Below are 15,076 nucleotides of genomic sequence, written 5' to 3' on the forward strand. Positions count from 1 at the left end.
TTTCCCGTAACCGATGCCTTCGGCCGCCGGGCCCCCGTCGCTCAGGTGTTCGTGGTCCCCCAGTCGTCCTCGGCGCCGCCGTTGTGGCTGCTGCGCTCCCGCAGCGACCGGACCCGCTCGGCGACGGAGGCGGGCACCTTGTCCCCGACCTTGTCGCTGACCGAGTGGTACGCCTTGCCCGCGATGTCCCGCCCGCTGTGCGCGGCACTCTCGGCGGCGTTGCGCACGGCGGGGTTCTCCGTGAACTGCCGGGCCGACTTCTTCAACTGCTCGTATCGCTCGCGCCCGGCTCGCGTGCCGAGCACGTAACCGAGGGCCACTCCGGCGATGAACGTGAGCCGGTACCGCATGGCTGCCACCCTTCCTACGCTTGGTGCGACGTGTGCAGCCCGCCTACCCGCGAGCACCCGAGATCACCCCGGGCGATACCGATTGGCGGAGCACCCCCCTGCTTGCGCTAATGTATGTGTCGCAGCGAACGCGCGCCGCCCGGCAGCCGCCAGGCAGGTAAGATTTCGCAGCAACGCAGCAATCCCCTGTAGCTCAATTGGCAGAGCAGCCGGCTGTTAACCGGCAGGTTACTGGTTCGAGTCCAGTCGGGGGAGCGCGATCCCCTGTAGCTCAATTGGCAGAGCATTCGGCTGTTAACCGGAGGGTTACTGGTTCGAGTCCAGTCGGGGGAGCGGAACGGAAGAGGGCCCTTAGGGGTCCTTTTTCGCGTCCCCGGCCGCTGCCCTCCCGGGGCGCCCGAGGGGCTCCGGAGCAACTCTTTCGGGTCTCCTCGATCTCTCCTGCAACCGGGCAGCACGCAGCGCCGTCCTCAAGATCAGGCGAAGTCGGCCATCCGAAGCGAGAGATCGTATGACCGGCTATGCTGCGGCAGACGGTGCGCACACTTGTACGCGCCACGCCGAAACGGGGCGGTAGCTCAGCCGGTTAGAGCAGCGGACTCATAATCCGTCGGCCGTGGGTTCGAGTCCCACCCGCCCCACCGAGCGTCCCCAGGCAGAATCGTTCTGGCCTGGGGAAACGCATTTCCGGGGGCGTCTTCCGTACGGCTGTGACCTGGGCTTTTCCGTTCTCGCGGGAGGCGGGCGTCGGCGTCGGTCAGGTGGAGAGCACGGCCGCAAGCATCCGCCGGACGACCGGGGTCAGCTCGGTCACGTCGGGCACCGGGCGGGTCCCGGCCGTCGCGCCGGCGAGCCAGTCGTACAACAGGCCGTCGGTCCAGGCGACGAGCAGGTCCGCCGCCGACGCTGGATGGGGAGCGCCGAGCGCCGCCAGTACGGAGGCGGCCTTGGACCGTGCGGCGAGGCCGGCGGTCAGCAGGTCGGCGCGCAGCTCCGGGCGACGGGTCGCCTCCAGGCTGAGTTCGAACCGGGCGAGCTGGCGGTCTCGTTCCACCGTCAGCCAGTGGTGCAGCAGCGCGGCCAGCGCCTCCGCGGCGGAGTCCGGGTCCGTGGGCCCGTGCTCCGCCTCCCACCGGCCCACGTCGGCGACCGACAGTTCGGCCAGGCGGAGATAGCAGGCGCTGATCAGGGCGCTACGCGTGCGGAAGTAGTACGACGTGCTGCCGGACGGCAGCCCCGCGGCGGCGTCGACCGCGCGATGGGTCAAGCCGCGCAGCCCGGCGGTGGCCACCGTGGTGATGGCGGCGTCGGCGATCAGGTCTCGGCGATCAGGGAGGGGCACACCCCGCACTCTACAGGTGTAGAGTGCGGGACATTCGCCTCTACGGCTGTAGAGGAAGCGCCTGGATGGGTGGGGAAGGGAGCCGACATGGGGGTTCGTCATGCCGTCGTGGCCGGAGGCGGAATCGGGGGCCTGGCCGCGGCGGTGGCCCTGGGGCGCCACGGATGGCGCGTGACCGTGTGCGAACGGGCTCCCGCCCTCACGGGTATCGGCGCCGGCATCGTCCTCGCCCCCAACGCACTGCGCGCCCTGGACTCGATCGGCCTGGGCCCCGAGGTGTGGGCGGGTGAGGCACTGCCCGGTTCGATCGGGCTGCGTACGCCCGACGGCGCGTGGCTGAGCCGATCCGACAGCGGCGCTGTGTCCACCCGTTACGGGCTCTCGATGCGCGCCGTGCACCGCGGCTTCCTGGTCGACGCCCTCGCCTCCGCGCTGCCGCCCGGCGTCGTACGCCTCGGCGTAGCGGTGACCGGTGTGGACGACACCGGGGGCGCCGTGGTCGTGCGTACGTCGGCGGGCGACCTGCGAGCCGACGTCGTCGTGGCGGCCGACGGCATGCGCAGCGCCCTCCGCGGACAGCTCTTCCCCCGGCACCCCGGGCTGTCCCACGCCGGTGAGGCCGGATGGCGAGCGGTGGTGCCCGGTGCCGGCCTGCCTCCTCAGCAGGCGACCGAAACCTGGGGGCGAGGTGAGCGGTTCGGTGTCGTTCCCCTGGCCGACGGCCGGATCTACGTCTACGCCACCGCCGTCACCGGCCCCGGCGCGCGCCCGGCCGACCACCACGCGGAACTGACCCGACGCTTCGGCGCGTGGCACGATCCGATACCCGCGCTGCTGGACCGGCTGAACCGGCGGAACCCCGACCCGGTCGGCATACTCCACCACGACTTCCACGAACTGCGCCCGCCCCTGCCCCGGTTCCACGCCGGCCGGGTGGCCCTGCTCGGTGACGCCGCCCACGCGATGACGCCCAACATGGGCCAGGGCGGCTGCCAGGCCATCGAGGACGCGGTCGTCGTGGCGCACCTCCTGGCACGCGACACCGACGTACCGGCCGCGCTCGCCGCCTACACCCAGGCCAGACACCGGCGAACCACCCGTATCAGCCGCCGCTCCCGACGCATGGGAGAACTCGCCCGGCTCTCCCACCCCCTGGCCGCGTCCATCCGGAACCTCGCCGTACGCGCCACGCCGCGGGTGGTCACGCGGAGGGCCCTGGACACGGTCCTCGGCTGGCAACCCCCTTCCGGCCCCGCCGGTCGAACCGGGTGACGCCGGTGTCCTGAAACTCTGTCCTGATGTGGAGCGGTTCCGGCTGCTAGCTTCGGCCCGACAGTAAATCCTACTGGGGAGTACGCCATGAGGAGACGTCAGTTGACCCGCCGGCGGATATCCGTTCGGGCCGTCACGGTCGCCGCGTTAACCGCGGCCGCCCTGGGCAGTGCCCCGGCCGCGCAGGCCGCCGGCCCCGCCGAACTTCGCCTCGTTCCGCTCGGCGACGACTACCGAACCGGGCTCCAGGAGCAGGTCGGGTACTGGAACCTGAACCGGCTGTCGGCCGCCGCACTCAACGGCGACGGGGCCGAGGCCGTCGCTCCGGCGGCCGGATGGGACGACACCGCCCGGCCCTGGGCCGGCGGCGGGAAGGTCACCCGTACGACGGGCAAGCTGGTGATGCGGATGCGCAACGTCGACGGCGCGGGTGCGGCCGATGGCCTCGCGGCCTGCACCGCCACCGTGGTCAAGAGCCGGAACAAGAGCGTCGTGGTCACCGCGGCACACTGCCTGCGCGTCAACTGGGGCCTGAACGGCCCGCTGAACCAGATCGCGACGAACGTGGTGTTCATCCCCGGCTTCCGGGGCGAGAACCTGCCGCGCGTCGCCCCGGGCACCGACCTGAACAGCGGACCGGCGATCGGCCCCGACGTCGCCCCGTACGGCGTGTGGGCGGCCACCCGGGCCTGGTGGACCGAAGGCTGGGCGGCCCAGGCCAACCACTTCAACAACAACGACATGGCCGCGATGGTCGTCGACAACCCGGCCGACGACCGCCCGATCGAAGAGGTCGTGGGCGGCGGCCAGCCGATCGGCTTCAACCCGGTCCGCAAGACGCCGCGCACCAACTTCGGCTACCCCACCGTCAACTTCAAGAGCTACAGCGGCCCCAACTTCTCCACCACCACCGGCGCGGCGGTGATCAACGGCTCCCCGAACGTCAACAACGTCCCCGCCGCACAGCAGCGCATCTACGACGGACGCTCGCTGCTGTTCAGCCAGGGGCCGTCCTGGATCAACCGCGAGTGGTGGTGGGACACCAACAGCGACCTGATGAAGACCCAGCTCAGCCCCGGCGCCAGCGGCGGCCCCTGGTTCAAGGACTTCGACCCGGTTGTCGGCGAGGGCGTCCTGGTCGGTGTCACCTCGCACTTCGCCCAGTCCAGCACCGGCGGCCTCGACGCGATCGCCGAAGCCGAGTCCCGTGCCCCCAGCCCCTACATGGCCGGGACGAACTTCGGCGACCAGGAGCAGGCCGCCTTCGAGACGGCCCAGTCCGTCACCCCCGGAGCCTGACCGTGGCCGAGTCCCTCAGGCGCGTCCTGAGCGTGCTGGTCGCGGCCGTCCTGCTGTCGCTCACCGCTCCCGCCGCACACGCCTCGTCCCAGCAGCCCTCACTGGCCGACGGGTTCGGGCTGACCCAGGTCACGAGCGCCGTCAGCTCGGCTCCGACCAACACCGACACCTCGACCTGATGCCCCGCCTCCGGTCCGCCCCCGCCTAGGCCCAGGTCATCGTGGCCCGGTATCGGACGCGTGGGGGGCGGGTGTCCGGGGCGCGGTAGCGGGCGCCGACGGGATCCGGCTCGCGACGCCCTCGATGAAGGTGTTGAGCCCGTACGCGAACCGTTCCGCCGGGTCGGTGTTCATGAGGGAGTGGAAGGCCTCCGCGTACTGGGGCGGCAGCGCGCTCGCGAGCTGGTTCTCACCGCTCTGCCACCCCTCGTCCGGCGCGAGGGCCTGGTTCTGTTCGTCGATGGTGTGACCGAGTACGTAGTAGTAGAGGGAGAAGGCCAGCGATCCGGCCTGGGCGGGGGCCAGGCCCGCGCCGCAGAGGACGTCGACGACGAGACTCCCGGCGGTGATCGAATTGGCGCCGGTGGCATGGGTGCCGCTGACCAGGCGCGCCCCGTCCCGGTGCGCCAGCATGGCCGTCCGGAACCGCTGGCCCAGGACATAGATCTGATCGCGCCAGGGAGCCTCGGGCAAGGGGGCCCCGACCCCCTCGGTGAGCTTGTTGGCCATCGCCTCCAGCAGGGCCGCCTTGTTCGGGAAGTGCCGGTAGAGGGCTCCTCCGTGCACGTTGAGCGCAGCACCGAGCTTGCGCATCGTCAGTCCGTCGAGCCCTTCGGTGTCGAGGAAATCCAGGGCGCCTTCGACCACGTCGGCTTTTCGCAGCAGCATGCGTCGCTCCATCGTTGACAACCCCCGAATCATATAGCTAGCGTGAACGCCGTTCACAGTAAACAACGTTCACGGTGAACGATGTTCACCAGGAGGCGCCATGTCTGCATCCTCAGCGTTACCACCCACCCCCGCGGTCCTGCGGCCGAATCTGCCGCTCGGCGTCGTGGTGGCCATCTCGTGCGTGGCGCTCTTCATGGTGGTGCTCGACACCACGATCGTCACGCTGGCCCTGCCGCAGATGCACGACGCACTGGACATGTCGGTCGGTCAGCAGCAGTGGGTCGTCACCGGCTATCTGGTCACTCTCGGCGGTCTGCTACTGCTGGCCGCCAGGGCGGGCGATCTGTTCGGCCATAAACGGGTGTTCCTTTTCGGCATGATCGTCTTCACCGCCGCCAGCCTCACGGGCGGCCTGGCGGCCGACCCGGCCATGCTGATCGTGTCCCGGTTCATCCAGGGTGTCGGCGCCGCCGCGCTCACGCCCACCAGCCTGAGCCTCATCACCACGAGTCACACCGACGAGACCCAGCGGCAGCGCGCCCTGGCCCTGTGGAGCATCACCATCGCGTTCGCCGGCACGGCCGGCGTACTCCTCGGCGGCGTGCTCACCAGCGAGCTGAGCTGGCGGTGGGTGCTCTTCATCAACATTCCCCCCGGCATCGCGCTGTTCGCCGCGGCGCTCTGGTGCCTGCTCCCCGCCCGGGTCGGCACCAAGCCGGTCCGGCTCGATCTCCCCGGCAGCCTCTGCGTGACGCTGGGCATCGGGACGCTCACCTACGGGCTCTCGCAGGCGTCGGCCGACGGGTGGGGGGCCGCCGGCGTCCTGGTCGCCCTCGGCGCGGCGGCGGTCCTCATCGCGGGCTTCGTGGTCGTGCAGCTGACCAGCCCCCAGCCGCTCATCCCCCGGGCGCTGCTCCGACTGCGCGGTCTGGTGCTCGGAAACCTGATCATGCTCATGCTGGGAGTGGTCCTCAACGCGTCCTTCTTCTTCATCTCCCTGTACCTGCAGCAGGCCATCGGCTACAGCGCCCTGCGAGCCGGTATGGCCATGGTTCCGGTGACCCTCGTCGTCATCGTCGGCGGCTTCGTCTCCCGCAAGCTCGTCCTCGTCCTCGGCCCCCGGAACCTGATCATCATGGGTGGGCTCGTGGTCGCGGCCGGTATGGCCTGGCTGGCCGCGGTGCCCGCCCGTCCCCCGGTCTTCCTGGCCCATATCCTCGGGCCGACCCTGATCGTCGGCATCGGCCTGGGCTTCCTGCTCCTGTCGATCACGCTCACCGGCACCTCCGACGTCGACCCCGAGGACGCCGGCGCGGCCTCCGGGCTGCTCAACACCTCCCGCCAGGTCGGCGGAGCCGTCGGCCTCGCCGTGCTGACCACCATCGCCGCCACCGCGACCACCGACGCGGTCGGCGACTCCGATCCCGTAGAGGCGCTCGTTCACGGGTACAGCGTCGCCTTCCTGATCTGCGCGGGCGTCATGGTGGTCGCCTCCCTGATCGCGCTGGCCCTGCCGAACGTCAAGTCCCGACCTCCGGGCCCACGGCGCCCCACAGCCGAATACCGAGATATCCGTACGCGTACGACTGGAGAGTGATGAACGCGATCGACGCTGTTGGGGCGGGGGAGCGGTCCACGCCGACATCGGATTCCGACTCCGTGGAGGAGCGGGGCCTGTCCGGGCTGCTGCGTCCTCATGTCCGTACGTTCGTGGCCGTCGCGATCCTTCAGGTGATCGGCGCTCTCGCGGGACTCGCGCCGCTGCTGGCGGTCGTCGAGCTGGGTCGCACCCTGCTGGCGCCGGGCCCGATCGACGAGGGGCACGTCTGGACGGTCGTGATCCTGGGCGCGGCCGGCCTGTTCGTACGACTGCTGTGCACCGCCGCGTCCTCGGGGCTCGGTCATGTGCTGGACGGCCAGGTGCAGCTGACGCTCCGCCGGCAGCTCGCCGACCGGCTCGGCCGCGTGCCGATCGGCTGGTACTCCCGCCGCAAGACCGGTGAGCTGGCCAAGGTGGTGGGGGAGGACGTGAGCGCCGTGCACCCCCTCATCGCCCATGCGCCCGGCGAGCTCGTCTCCGCGTTCGTGGTGCCGCTGGTGTCGCTGGTCTATCTGTTCACCATCGACTGGCGCCTCACGCTGATCACGCTGATCCCCGTGGCGATGGCCGTCCTCCTGGTCCCGCTGCTGATGCTTCCCGCCCGGACACGCGAGCAGGAGGAGTTCGACGAGGCCATGGGGCGGATCGCGAGCTCCGTCGTCGAGTTCGTGCAGGGCATCTCGGTGGTCAAGGCGTTCGGCGGATCCGCGCGCGCCCACGGGAAGTTCCTCACCGCCGTCGACGACTTCGTCGGTACGTTCTTCCGGTGGGTGCGCGGCATGTCCCTGGTCGCCGCCGGGATGCAACTGGCGCTGTCGCCACCGTTCGTGCTGCTGGTCGTCCTGATCGGCGGTACGTCGCTGATCACGTCCGGGAGCCTGGCCCCCGCCGACCTGCTGCCCTTCCTGCTGCTGGGCCTGGGGCTGACCGCACCCGTGGCGGCCCTGGGCCACGGCTTCGACGACATGCAGGCCGCGGGCCGCGCGGTCGGCAGGATCAAGGACGTCCTCGACGTCGAGTCGCTCCCGGAGCCCGCGCACCCGGTCGCGCCCCAGGGACACCGGGTGGAACTGCGTGACGTCCGCTTCGGCTACGAAGAGGACCACGAGGTGCTGCGCGGGATCGACCTGGTGCTGGAGCCGGGGACCTTCACCGCGCTCGTCGGGCCGTCGGGAAGCGGGAAGTCGACCCTGGTCCAACTGCTGCCGAGGTTCTTCGACCCGAGCCGGGGCTCGGTCCTGGTGGGCGGCGTCGATCTGCGGGAGATCGGCAGCCGGCAGCTCTACCGCACGGTCTCCTTCGTCTTCCAGGACGTCCGCCTGCTGCGCGCCTCGGTCGCGGACAACATCGCGCTCGCGGTGCCGCACGCCGAGCGCGACGATGTGGTGCGCGCCGCCCAACTGGCCCACATCCACGACCGCATCCTCGACATGCCGGGCGGCTACGAGACGGTGATCGGCGAAGACGTCAGGCTGTCGGGCGGCGAGGCCCAGCGGATCTCCCTCGCTCGCGCGCTGCTGGCCGGCACACCCGTCCTGGTGCTCGACGAGGCGACCGCCTTCGCCGACCCGCAGACCGAACAGGCGATCCGCCAGGCCCTGGCGACCCTCGGCGGCGAGCGGACGATCCTGGTCATCGCCCATCGCCCGGAGACGGTCGCCGACGCCGACACCGTCGTGATGCTGGAGAACGGGTCGATCGTCGAGCGAGGCAGACCCGCCGAACTGCTGGCGCAGGACGGAAAGTTCGCCGAGTTCTGGCGTTCCCAAGGAGGACAGCCCCGATGATTCGAACCCTGCTGCGCGTGCTCGGACCCGAGTACGCCCGGGCGATGCGCCGCACCGTGCTCCTGATGACGATCACCGCGATGGTCGAGGGTCTCTCCTACGCGCTGCTGGTCCCGGTGGTGCGGGAACTGTTCGGCAGCACGCCGGACGACGCCGTGCCGTGGCTGATCGCGTTCGGGGCGGCGGTCGCGGTCTACGCCGTGCTGCGCTACGTCAGCGACCTCTCCGGCATGCGCGTCGGCACCACGATGCTGCACGGCATGTACTACCGGCTGGGCGAGCACCTGGCCCGGCTGCCCATCGGCTGGTACAACACCGGACGGGTCGGCGAGGTCTCCGTCATGGCCGGCCGCGGCCTGCTTCGGGCGATGGGCGTGGCCGCGCACCTGCTGGCCCCGTACATCTCCGCCCTGGTGACCCCCCTGACGATCGTCGCCGTGATGATCGCCTTCAACTGGCAGCTGGGCGTGGCCGCGTTGATCGCCGCACCCGCCGTGGCGGCGATCCAGAAGTGGACCGCGCGCTCCATGGCCGGCACCGACGCGGACCGCCACGAACGGGACAAGGAGGCCTCGGACCGCGTCATCGAGTACCTCCAGGCCCAGCCGGTGCTGCGTGCCGGCGGCCGCACCGGAGAGCGCTTCGGGCTGCTCGACGACTCGCTCCAGGAGGTCCAGCGCTCCTCCCGGCGTACCGTGCTGGCGATGCTGCCCGGCGCGGTGGGCCTGACGGTCGCGGTGCAGGTGGCCTTCACCGCGGTGCTGGCGCTGGGCACCTCCCTCGCCCTCGGCGGGAGCATCGGTGCGGCGGAGGTCCTGACGATCCTGGTGCTCGCGGCCCGCTGCGCCGATCCGCTGCTGTCGCTGTCGGATATCGGCGCCGGGCTCCGGGGCGCGCAGTCCGAGCTGGAGCGGCTCGACAAGGTTCTGAGCATCGCGCCGCTGCCGGAACCCCGTGAGCCTGTCCGGCCGGTCGACCACGACCTGGCGTTCGAGTCCGTCACCTTCCGGCACGGCGAACGCACGGTGTTCGACGAGGTGTCCTTCTCCGTGCCCCAGGGGCAGCGGCTCGCCGTGGTCGGACTGTCGGGCGCGGGCAAGAGCACCTTGCTGCAGTTGCTCGCCCGGTTCTACGACGTGGACTCCGGCGCGGTACGCGTGGGCGGCGTGGATGTGCGCGAGATCGACACGGAGGTGCTGATGTCGCAGATCGCCATCGTCTTCCAGGACGTCCATCTCTTCGACGGCACCATCGAGGAGAACGTACGCCTCGGCCGTCCCGACGCCGACGAGGCCGACGTCCGGGCGGCGGCGGCCGCGGCCCGGCTCGACGAGGTCATCGAGCGGCTGCCCGGTGGATGGGCGGCGAAGGTCGGCGAGGGTGGTGCGCTGCTGTCGGGCGGTGAGCGCCAACGCGTGTCGATCGCCCGGGCGTTACTGAAGAACGTGCCCGTCGTCCTGCTGGACGAGGTGACCTCTGCCCTCGATCCGGCCAACGAGACAGCCGTGCACGAGGGCATCGAGAGTCTGATGGCCGGGCGGACCGTGGTGATGGTCGCCCACCGGATGCGGACCGTGCAGCGGGCCGACCGCGTCCTCTTCCTGGAGGGCGGTCACATCGTGGAGGAGGGCAGCCACGACGAGCTCCTGAGCGGAAGCGGCCGCTACGCCGAATTCTGGAACATTTCCATGGAGTCGGCAGCGAGTGAATAGGCGGGTGGGCCGATTGATTCCTTGTCGGGGACCCTCCGGCAGTTCCGCGCGGGGTATGCGCCGGGCCTCGGCCTCCGGAGACAACAGTTCGCCCGCAGCCCTGTCCTTGCAGCTCTCGTCTGCCGGGCCCGGTCACGGCGCCGACGGGCCCTCTCCGCGCTAACGTGCCATCAGCTCGACCCGCAGCGTCATGAGGAGACCCGAGGACTGCATATGACAGAGCAGCCACGTGAGCAATGGTCCAACCGCACCGGCTTTCTGCTGGCTGCCATCGGTTCGGCCATCGGGCTCGGCAATATCTGGCGGTTCCCCGCCATCGCCTACGACAACGGTGGCGGCGCCTTCCTGCTGCCGTATCTCATCGCACTCCTCACCGCGGGCATCCCGCTGCTGATCATGGAGTACACCATCGGGCGGAAGTACCGCCTGTCGCCCCCCGCCGCGCTGCGCAGGATGTCCCGGCCGGCAGAGGTCATCGGATGGTGGCAGGTCGCGATCTCCTTCGTGATCGCCACCTACTACGCCGTCATCATCGCCTGGGCCGTGCGCTATGTGGGTTTCTCCGTCGGTCGGCAGTGGGGTGACGACCCGGAGGCATTCCTCTTCGGCGACTTCCTGCGGGCACCGGAGACACCAGGCTTCCTGGACGGCTTCGTACCCGGGGTGTTCTGGCCGCTCATCATCGTGTGGGTGGTCGTGCTCGTCATCCTGGCGTTCGGGATCCGGCGTGGCATCGAGCGGGCCAACAGGATCTTCATTCCCTTGCTCTTCGTTCTGTTCGCCGCGCTGGTGATCCGAGCGCTCATGCTGGACGGGGCGGCTGCCGGACTCGACGCCCTCTTCAAGCCGAACTGGTCGGAGCTCGCCAACGGCAGCGTCTGGGTCGCCGCCTACGGGCAGATCTTCTTCTCGCTGTCCATCGGCTTCGGCATCATGGTCACGTACGCGTCGTACCTGGGCCGCCGGGCCGACCTGTCGGGCTCCGCGATGGTGGCGGGCTTCGCCAACAGCTCGTTCGAGATCCTCGCGGGCATCGGGGTCTTCGCGACACTGGGCTATCTGGCGACCGCTTCGGGGGTAGGCGTCGACGACGTCGCCAGCGCGGGCATCGGCCTGGCGTTCGTCGCCTTCCCCGCGGTGATCTCGGAGATGCCGCTCGGCGGCTTCTTCGGCGTGCTGTTCTTCAGCTCCCTGGTGATCGCGGGACTCTCCTCACTGATCTCCATCGTGCAGGTGGTCGTCTCCGCCGTGCAGGACCGGACCGGTATGCGCCGCATGCCGGCGGTCCTGGGCATCGGCGGTCTGATCGCGCTGGTGTCGGTCCTGCTCTTCCCGACCGAGTCCGGCATCTATCTGCTCGACGCGTCCGACCACTTCATCAACCAGTACGGCATCGCCCTGGCCGCCCTGGTCGCACTGATCGTCATCGTCTGGGTGCTGCGGCAGCTCCCCGGCCTCCAGGAGAACGCCGACGCCACCTCCGCCGTCCGGCTCGGCCACTGGTGGCGAATCTGCCTCGGTGTCATCACGCCGCTGGTGCTGGGCTGGATGATGGTCGACAGTCTGCGGACCGAGTTCGAAGAGAACTACGAGGGCTACTCGACCGGGTTCCTGCTCTCCGCCGGCTGGAGCGTCGCCATCGGAGCACTGCTGGTGGGGGTGATCCTCACTCTGATGCCATGGCCGGCCGGTGGTGAGGACATCGACCTGGACATGGAGTCGCCAGCCGACCGGAAGGACCGCTGATGTCCACCAGCGCCATCATCATGATGATCATCGCCATGCTCATCGTCTGGGGTGGACTGATCGCCGCCATCCTCCGGCTGAGGAAGCACCCGGACCCTCCGGAGCAGATGCCGCCCGGCACCCGCCCGGCCGAGTGACCGCGCCCTGGCGGTAGCGCCGCCCCGCTCACCCGGAACCATGCTCCGGCCCGTGTACGCACGCGGGCCGGAGCCGGGCCCCGACCGCGGCGGGCGCCGCTGTACCGACCCCGGCGGTTCGTGGGACGGGGTGACCAGGGCCCGTACGGACTCCAGAGGGCCGGCCGCGCGGTCAGGCCGTGTAGCCACCGTCGACCGCCAGCGAGGTGCCGGTGATCCACTGGGCGTCCGGACCGGCGAGGAAGGCCACGGCCTTCGCGGTGTCGGCCCCCGCGCCCAGCACCTTCGCCGCCGTCCTCAGACGCTCCTCCTCGGCCTCGTCCGTGCCGTCCGGGTTCATGTCGGTGACGGTGGGCCCGGGGTCCACGATGTTCGCGGTGATCCCCTTGGGCGCCACATCGTGGGCCAGTCCCTTGGTGAAGCCGATCAGCGCCGACTTGCTCATGGCGTACAGCGTCACGTCCGGCACCGGCACGCGGTTGGCCCAGCAGCTGCCGATGCTGATGATGCGTCCGCCGTGTCCCAGGTGCGGGATGGCGGCCTGGGCGGCCAGGAAGACGGCCCGCACATGGACGGCCAGCGTGCGGTCGATCTCCTCCAGCGTCACGCCCTCGATCGGGCCGTACGGGAAGATCCCGGCGTTGTTCACCAGGATGTCGAGCCGGCCGAGCGCGGTCGCGGTCTGCTCGACGGACCGGACGACGGCCGCCGGATCCGCGCTGTCGGCCCGGATGGCCAGGCCCTTGCGTCCGAACGCCTCGATCGACTTGACGACCTCCTGCGCCTTGTCGGCCGCGCTCACATACGTCAGGGCGACGTCCGCGCCCTCCTCCGCCAGTCGGAGGGCGGTCGCGGCACCGATCCCGCGGCTTCCTCCGGTCACCAGTGCCACCTTGCCCGCAAGCTGAGGCATCTCGCTCCATTCATGCTGAGGTGTATATCTAGGTCGGACGATCCAGAAATACTAAACAGGCAGGATGCCCGAGGGGCAACCCTTCCCCGAGGAGGCAGAGATGGCCGAAAGAGGCCGACCGCGCGCGTTCGACCGCGCCGCCGCACTGCGGCGTGCGATGGAGACGTTCTGGGAGTTCGGGTACGAGGGCACGAAGCTCACGGACCTGACCGCCGCCATGGGCATCAACTCCGCCAGCCTGTACAACACCTTTGGCTCGAAAGAGCAGTTGTTCCGCGAGGCCGTCGCGCTCTACGACAGCACCACGGGCTCGGCGACCAACCGGGCGCTGCGCGAGGCGCCGACGGCGCGGGCCGCCGTGGAGGCCATGCTGCGCGGCAACATCGACACCTTCACCGATCCGGCGACGCCCAGCGGCTGCATGATCGTCCTGTCGGCCACCAGCTGTTCGCAGCAGAACGAGCAGGTCGCCGAGCATCTGGCCCGGTGGCGGCGGGCCTCGGTCACGGAGCTGGAGAAGCGGCTCGAACGGGCCGTCGAGGAGGGGGAGCTGGCCCCGGACACGGACGTCCGCTCGGTCGCCGCCTTCTACGCCACGATCCTGCACGGCCTGTCCATCGAGGCCCGTGACGGCGTCCCCCTGGAGCGGCTCCGCTCCACCGTCGACCACGCCGTGGCCCTGTGGGACTCGCTGGTGCGGCAGCCGGTGGGGTGACCCCGGCCCGCCGGGAAGGGGCTGGCTACTATCCCCTGTGACCGAAACGAGCGAACCACCTGTACACCGCACTCATATATTCGCCGACCTGACGCCCCTGCGGACCTCGCCCGACTACCGGCGGCTCTGGTTCGGGAACACCGTCTCCTGGGTCGGCCAGGGCATGACGGCGCTGGCGGTCTCGCTCCAGGTCTACGACATCACCGGGTCCGCGTTCTCCGTGGGGCTCATCGGGTTCTGCTCGCTCGTGCCGCTCATCGTCTTCGGGCTCTACGGCGGGGCCGTCGCCGACACCGTCGACCGGCGCAAGCTCGGACTCTTCAGCGCCACCGGGTCGTTCGTCCTGTCCGTCGTCCTGGTGGCGGCGGCCGTCGCGGGCATCGAACGGGTCGGCCTGCTGTACGCGATCGTCGCCCTCCAGGCCGTCTGCTTCGCCCTCAACGCACCGGCCCGCTCCTCGATGATCGCCCGGCTGCTCCCGGCCGAACAACTGCCCGCCGCCAACGCGCTGACCACCATGACCAGCACGACGGGCATGCTCGTCGGCCCGATGCTGGGCGGCCTGATCGTCGGCTGGTGGGGCTACCGGGCCGCGTACACCGTGGACGCCGTCTGCTTCACCGCGTCCCTGTACGCGATGTGGCGGCTGCCTTCGATGCTGCCCGACCGCAAGGAGGGCGAGACGGGTAAGCGTGCCTCCGTACTGGACGGGCTGCGCTTCCTCGGCACCCGGCCGAACCTGCGGATGACTTTCTTCACCGACCTGTGCGCGATGGTTCTCGCCCACCCCCGCGCCCTCTTCCCGGTCGTCGCCGTCCTCTGGTACGGGGGTGACGCGCGGACCACCGGACTGCTCGTCGCCGCCCCGGCCCTCGGAGCGCTGCTCGGCGGGGTGTTCTCCGGCTGGTTCGGCCGGATCCGGCGGCACGGACTCGCGATCCTGCTGGCCGTCGGCTCCTGGGGCATCGCCATCGCCGTCTTCGGGCTCACCCGCAACCTCTGGCTCGGGCTGCTGTTCCTGGCCCTCGCCGGATGCGCCGACACCGTCTCCATGGTCTTCCGCAACACCATGCTCCAGGCGGCCGTGCCCGACGAGATGCGCGGCCGGCTCCAGGGCGTCTTCATCGTCGTCGTGGCGGGCGGCCCCCGCCTCGGCGACTTCCTGGCGGGCTCCGTCGCCGACCTCCTCTCGCCCGCCGTCGCCGTCACCGGCGGCGGCATCCTGTGCGTGACCGGAGTGGCCCTGCTCGCGCTGAAGTGGCGCGCCTTCGCCCGGTACGACGCCCGCGACCCACAGCCGTGACCACGCCTCC

14 protein-coding genes and 3 tRNA genes are annotated in these 15,076 nt (G+C 70.4%); 13 read left to right on the plus strand and 4 right to left on the minus strand.

The annotated features are described in order from the left end of the window. Positions 1–41: 41 nt before the first annotated feature. A complete protein-coding gene (locus ACIQPT_RS20500) occupies positions 42–350 on the minus strand; it encodes a YtxH domain-containing protein (RefSeq protein WP_401157350.1) in 309 nt (102 codons plus the stop codon). Between the two features lie 182 nt (positions 351–532). On the opposite strand from ACIQPT_RS20500, the gene ACIQPT_RS20505 reads away from it, so the two are divergent. From ACIQPT_RS20505 to ACIQPT_RS20515, 3 genes are all read left to right on the plus strand, one after another. Further along, positions 533–605: transfer RNA gene (locus tag ACIQPT_RS20505), tRNA-Asn, on the plus strand. 5 nt (positions 606–610) lie between these two features. Further along, positions 611–683 (plus strand) — tRNA-Asn (locus tag ACIQPT_RS20510). Positions 684–917: 234 nt separating this feature from the next. After that, positions 918–991, plus strand: a tRNA-Ile gene (locus tag ACIQPT_RS20515). 116 nt (positions 992–1,107) lie between these two features. Here ACIQPT_RS20515 and ACIQPT_RS20520 read toward each other — a convergent pair. Further along, positions 1,108–1,692, minus strand: a complete 585-nt coding sequence (locus tag ACIQPT_RS20520; RefSeq protein ID WP_401157303.1) for a TetR/AcrR family transcriptional regulator — start codon at positions 1,690–1,692, stop codon at positions 1,108–1,110. 87 nt (positions 1,693–1,779) lie between these two features. On the opposite strand from ACIQPT_RS20520, the gene ACIQPT_RS20525 reads away from it, so the two are divergent. The 3 genes from ACIQPT_RS20525 to ACIQPT_RS20535 all read left to right on the plus strand — a co-directional run bounded on the left by ACIQPT_RS20525 (position 1,780) and on the right by ACIQPT_RS20535 (position 4,442). Beyond that, positions 1,780–2,964: an FAD-dependent monooxygenase gene (locus ACIQPT_RS20525; RefSeq protein WP_401157304.1), complete on the plus strand. Its 1,185-nt coding sequence runs from the start codon at positions 1,780–1,782 to the stop codon at positions 2,962–2,964. 87 nt (positions 2,965–3,051) lie between these two features. Continuing rightward, on the plus strand, positions 3,052–4,263 hold the full coding sequence (locus ACIQPT_RS20530; RefSeq protein ID WP_401157305.1) for a trypsin-like serine peptidase: 1,212 nt from the start codon (positions 3,052–3,054) through the stop codon (positions 4,261–4,263). Between the two features lie 2 nt (positions 4,264–4,265). Continuing rightward, complete coding sequence (locus ACIQPT_RS20535) at positions 4,266–4,442, plus strand: hypothetical protein (protein WP_401157306.1); 177 nt, start codon at positions 4,266–4,268, stop codon at positions 4,440–4,442. Positions 4,443–4,478: 36 nt separating this feature from the next. Here the strand turns inward: ACIQPT_RS20535 and ACIQPT_RS20540 are convergent, their stop codons facing one another. After that, positions 4,479–5,150: a TetR/AcrR family transcriptional regulator C-terminal domain-containing protein gene (locus ACIQPT_RS20540; RefSeq protein WP_401157307.1), complete on the minus strand. Its 672-nt coding sequence runs from the start codon at positions 5,148–5,150 to the stop codon at positions 4,479–4,481. Positions 5,151–5,250: 100 nt separating this feature from the next. On the opposite strand from ACIQPT_RS20540, the gene ACIQPT_RS20545 reads away from it, so the two are divergent. From ACIQPT_RS20545 to ACIQPT_RS20565, 5 genes are all read left to right on the plus strand, one after another. Next, positions 5,251–6,750: a DHA2 family efflux MFS transporter permease subunit gene (locus tag ACIQPT_RS20545; protein WP_401157308.1), complete on the plus strand. Its 1,500-nt coding sequence runs from the start codon at positions 5,251–5,253 to the stop codon at positions 6,748–6,750. Further along, positions 6,750–8,540: an ABC transporter ATP-binding protein gene (locus ACIQPT_RS20550; RefSeq protein WP_401157309.1), complete on the plus strand. Its 1,791-nt coding sequence runs from the start codon at positions 6,750–6,752 to the stop codon at positions 8,538–8,540. The genes ACIQPT_RS20545 and ACIQPT_RS20550 overlap by 1 nt, the downstream gene beginning before the upstream one ends. Continuing rightward, positions 8,537–10,252 (plus strand): ABC transporter ATP-binding protein, encoded by a 1,716-nt coding sequence (locus ACIQPT_RS20555; RefSeq protein WP_401157310.1) that lies wholly within the window; start codon positions 8,537–8,539, stop codon positions 10,250–10,252. Before ACIQPT_RS20550 ends, ACIQPT_RS20555 begins: the two co-directional genes overlap by 4 nt. Positions 10,253–10,465: 213 nt before the next feature. After that, positions 10,466–11,998 (plus strand): sodium-dependent transporter, encoded by a 1,533-nt coding sequence (locus tag ACIQPT_RS20560; RefSeq protein ID WP_401157311.1) that lies wholly within the window; start codon positions 10,466–10,468, stop codon positions 11,996–11,998. After that, on the plus strand, positions 11,998–12,135 hold the full coding sequence (locus tag ACIQPT_RS20565; RefSeq protein ID WP_401157312.1) for a methionine/alanine import family NSS transporter small subunit: 138 nt from the start codon (positions 11,998–12,000) through the stop codon (positions 12,133–12,135). The genes ACIQPT_RS20560 and ACIQPT_RS20565 overlap by 1 nt, the downstream gene beginning before the upstream one ends. 172 nt (positions 12,136–12,307) lie before the next feature. Here ACIQPT_RS20565 and ACIQPT_RS20570 read toward each other — a convergent pair whose 3' ends face one another. Further along, complete coding sequence (locus ACIQPT_RS20570; RefSeq protein ID WP_401157313.1) at positions 12,308–13,048, minus strand: SDR family NAD(P)-dependent oxidoreductase; 741 nt, start codon at positions 13,046–13,048, stop codon at positions 12,308–12,310. 100 nt (positions 13,049–13,148) lie between these two features. On the opposite strand from ACIQPT_RS20570, the gene ACIQPT_RS20575 reads away from it, so the two are divergent. Next, on the plus strand, positions 13,149–13,763 hold the full coding sequence (locus ACIQPT_RS20575; RefSeq protein ID WP_401157314.1) for a TetR/AcrR family transcriptional regulator: 615 nt from the start codon (positions 13,149–13,151) through the stop codon (positions 13,761–13,763). Between the two features lie 37 nt (positions 13,764–13,800). After that, positions 13,801–15,066 (plus strand): MFS transporter, encoded by a 1,266-nt coding sequence (locus tag ACIQPT_RS20580; RefSeq protein ID WP_401157315.1) that lies wholly within the window; start codon positions 13,801–13,803, stop codon positions 15,064–15,066. The last annotated feature ends 10 nt before the right edge of the window (positions 15,067–15,076 follow it).

It is taken from the genome of Streptomyces sp. NPDC091289 (assembly GCF_044757365.1).
Lineage (GTDB): Bacteria > Actinomycetota > Actinomycetes > Streptomycetales > Streptomycetaceae > Streptomyces.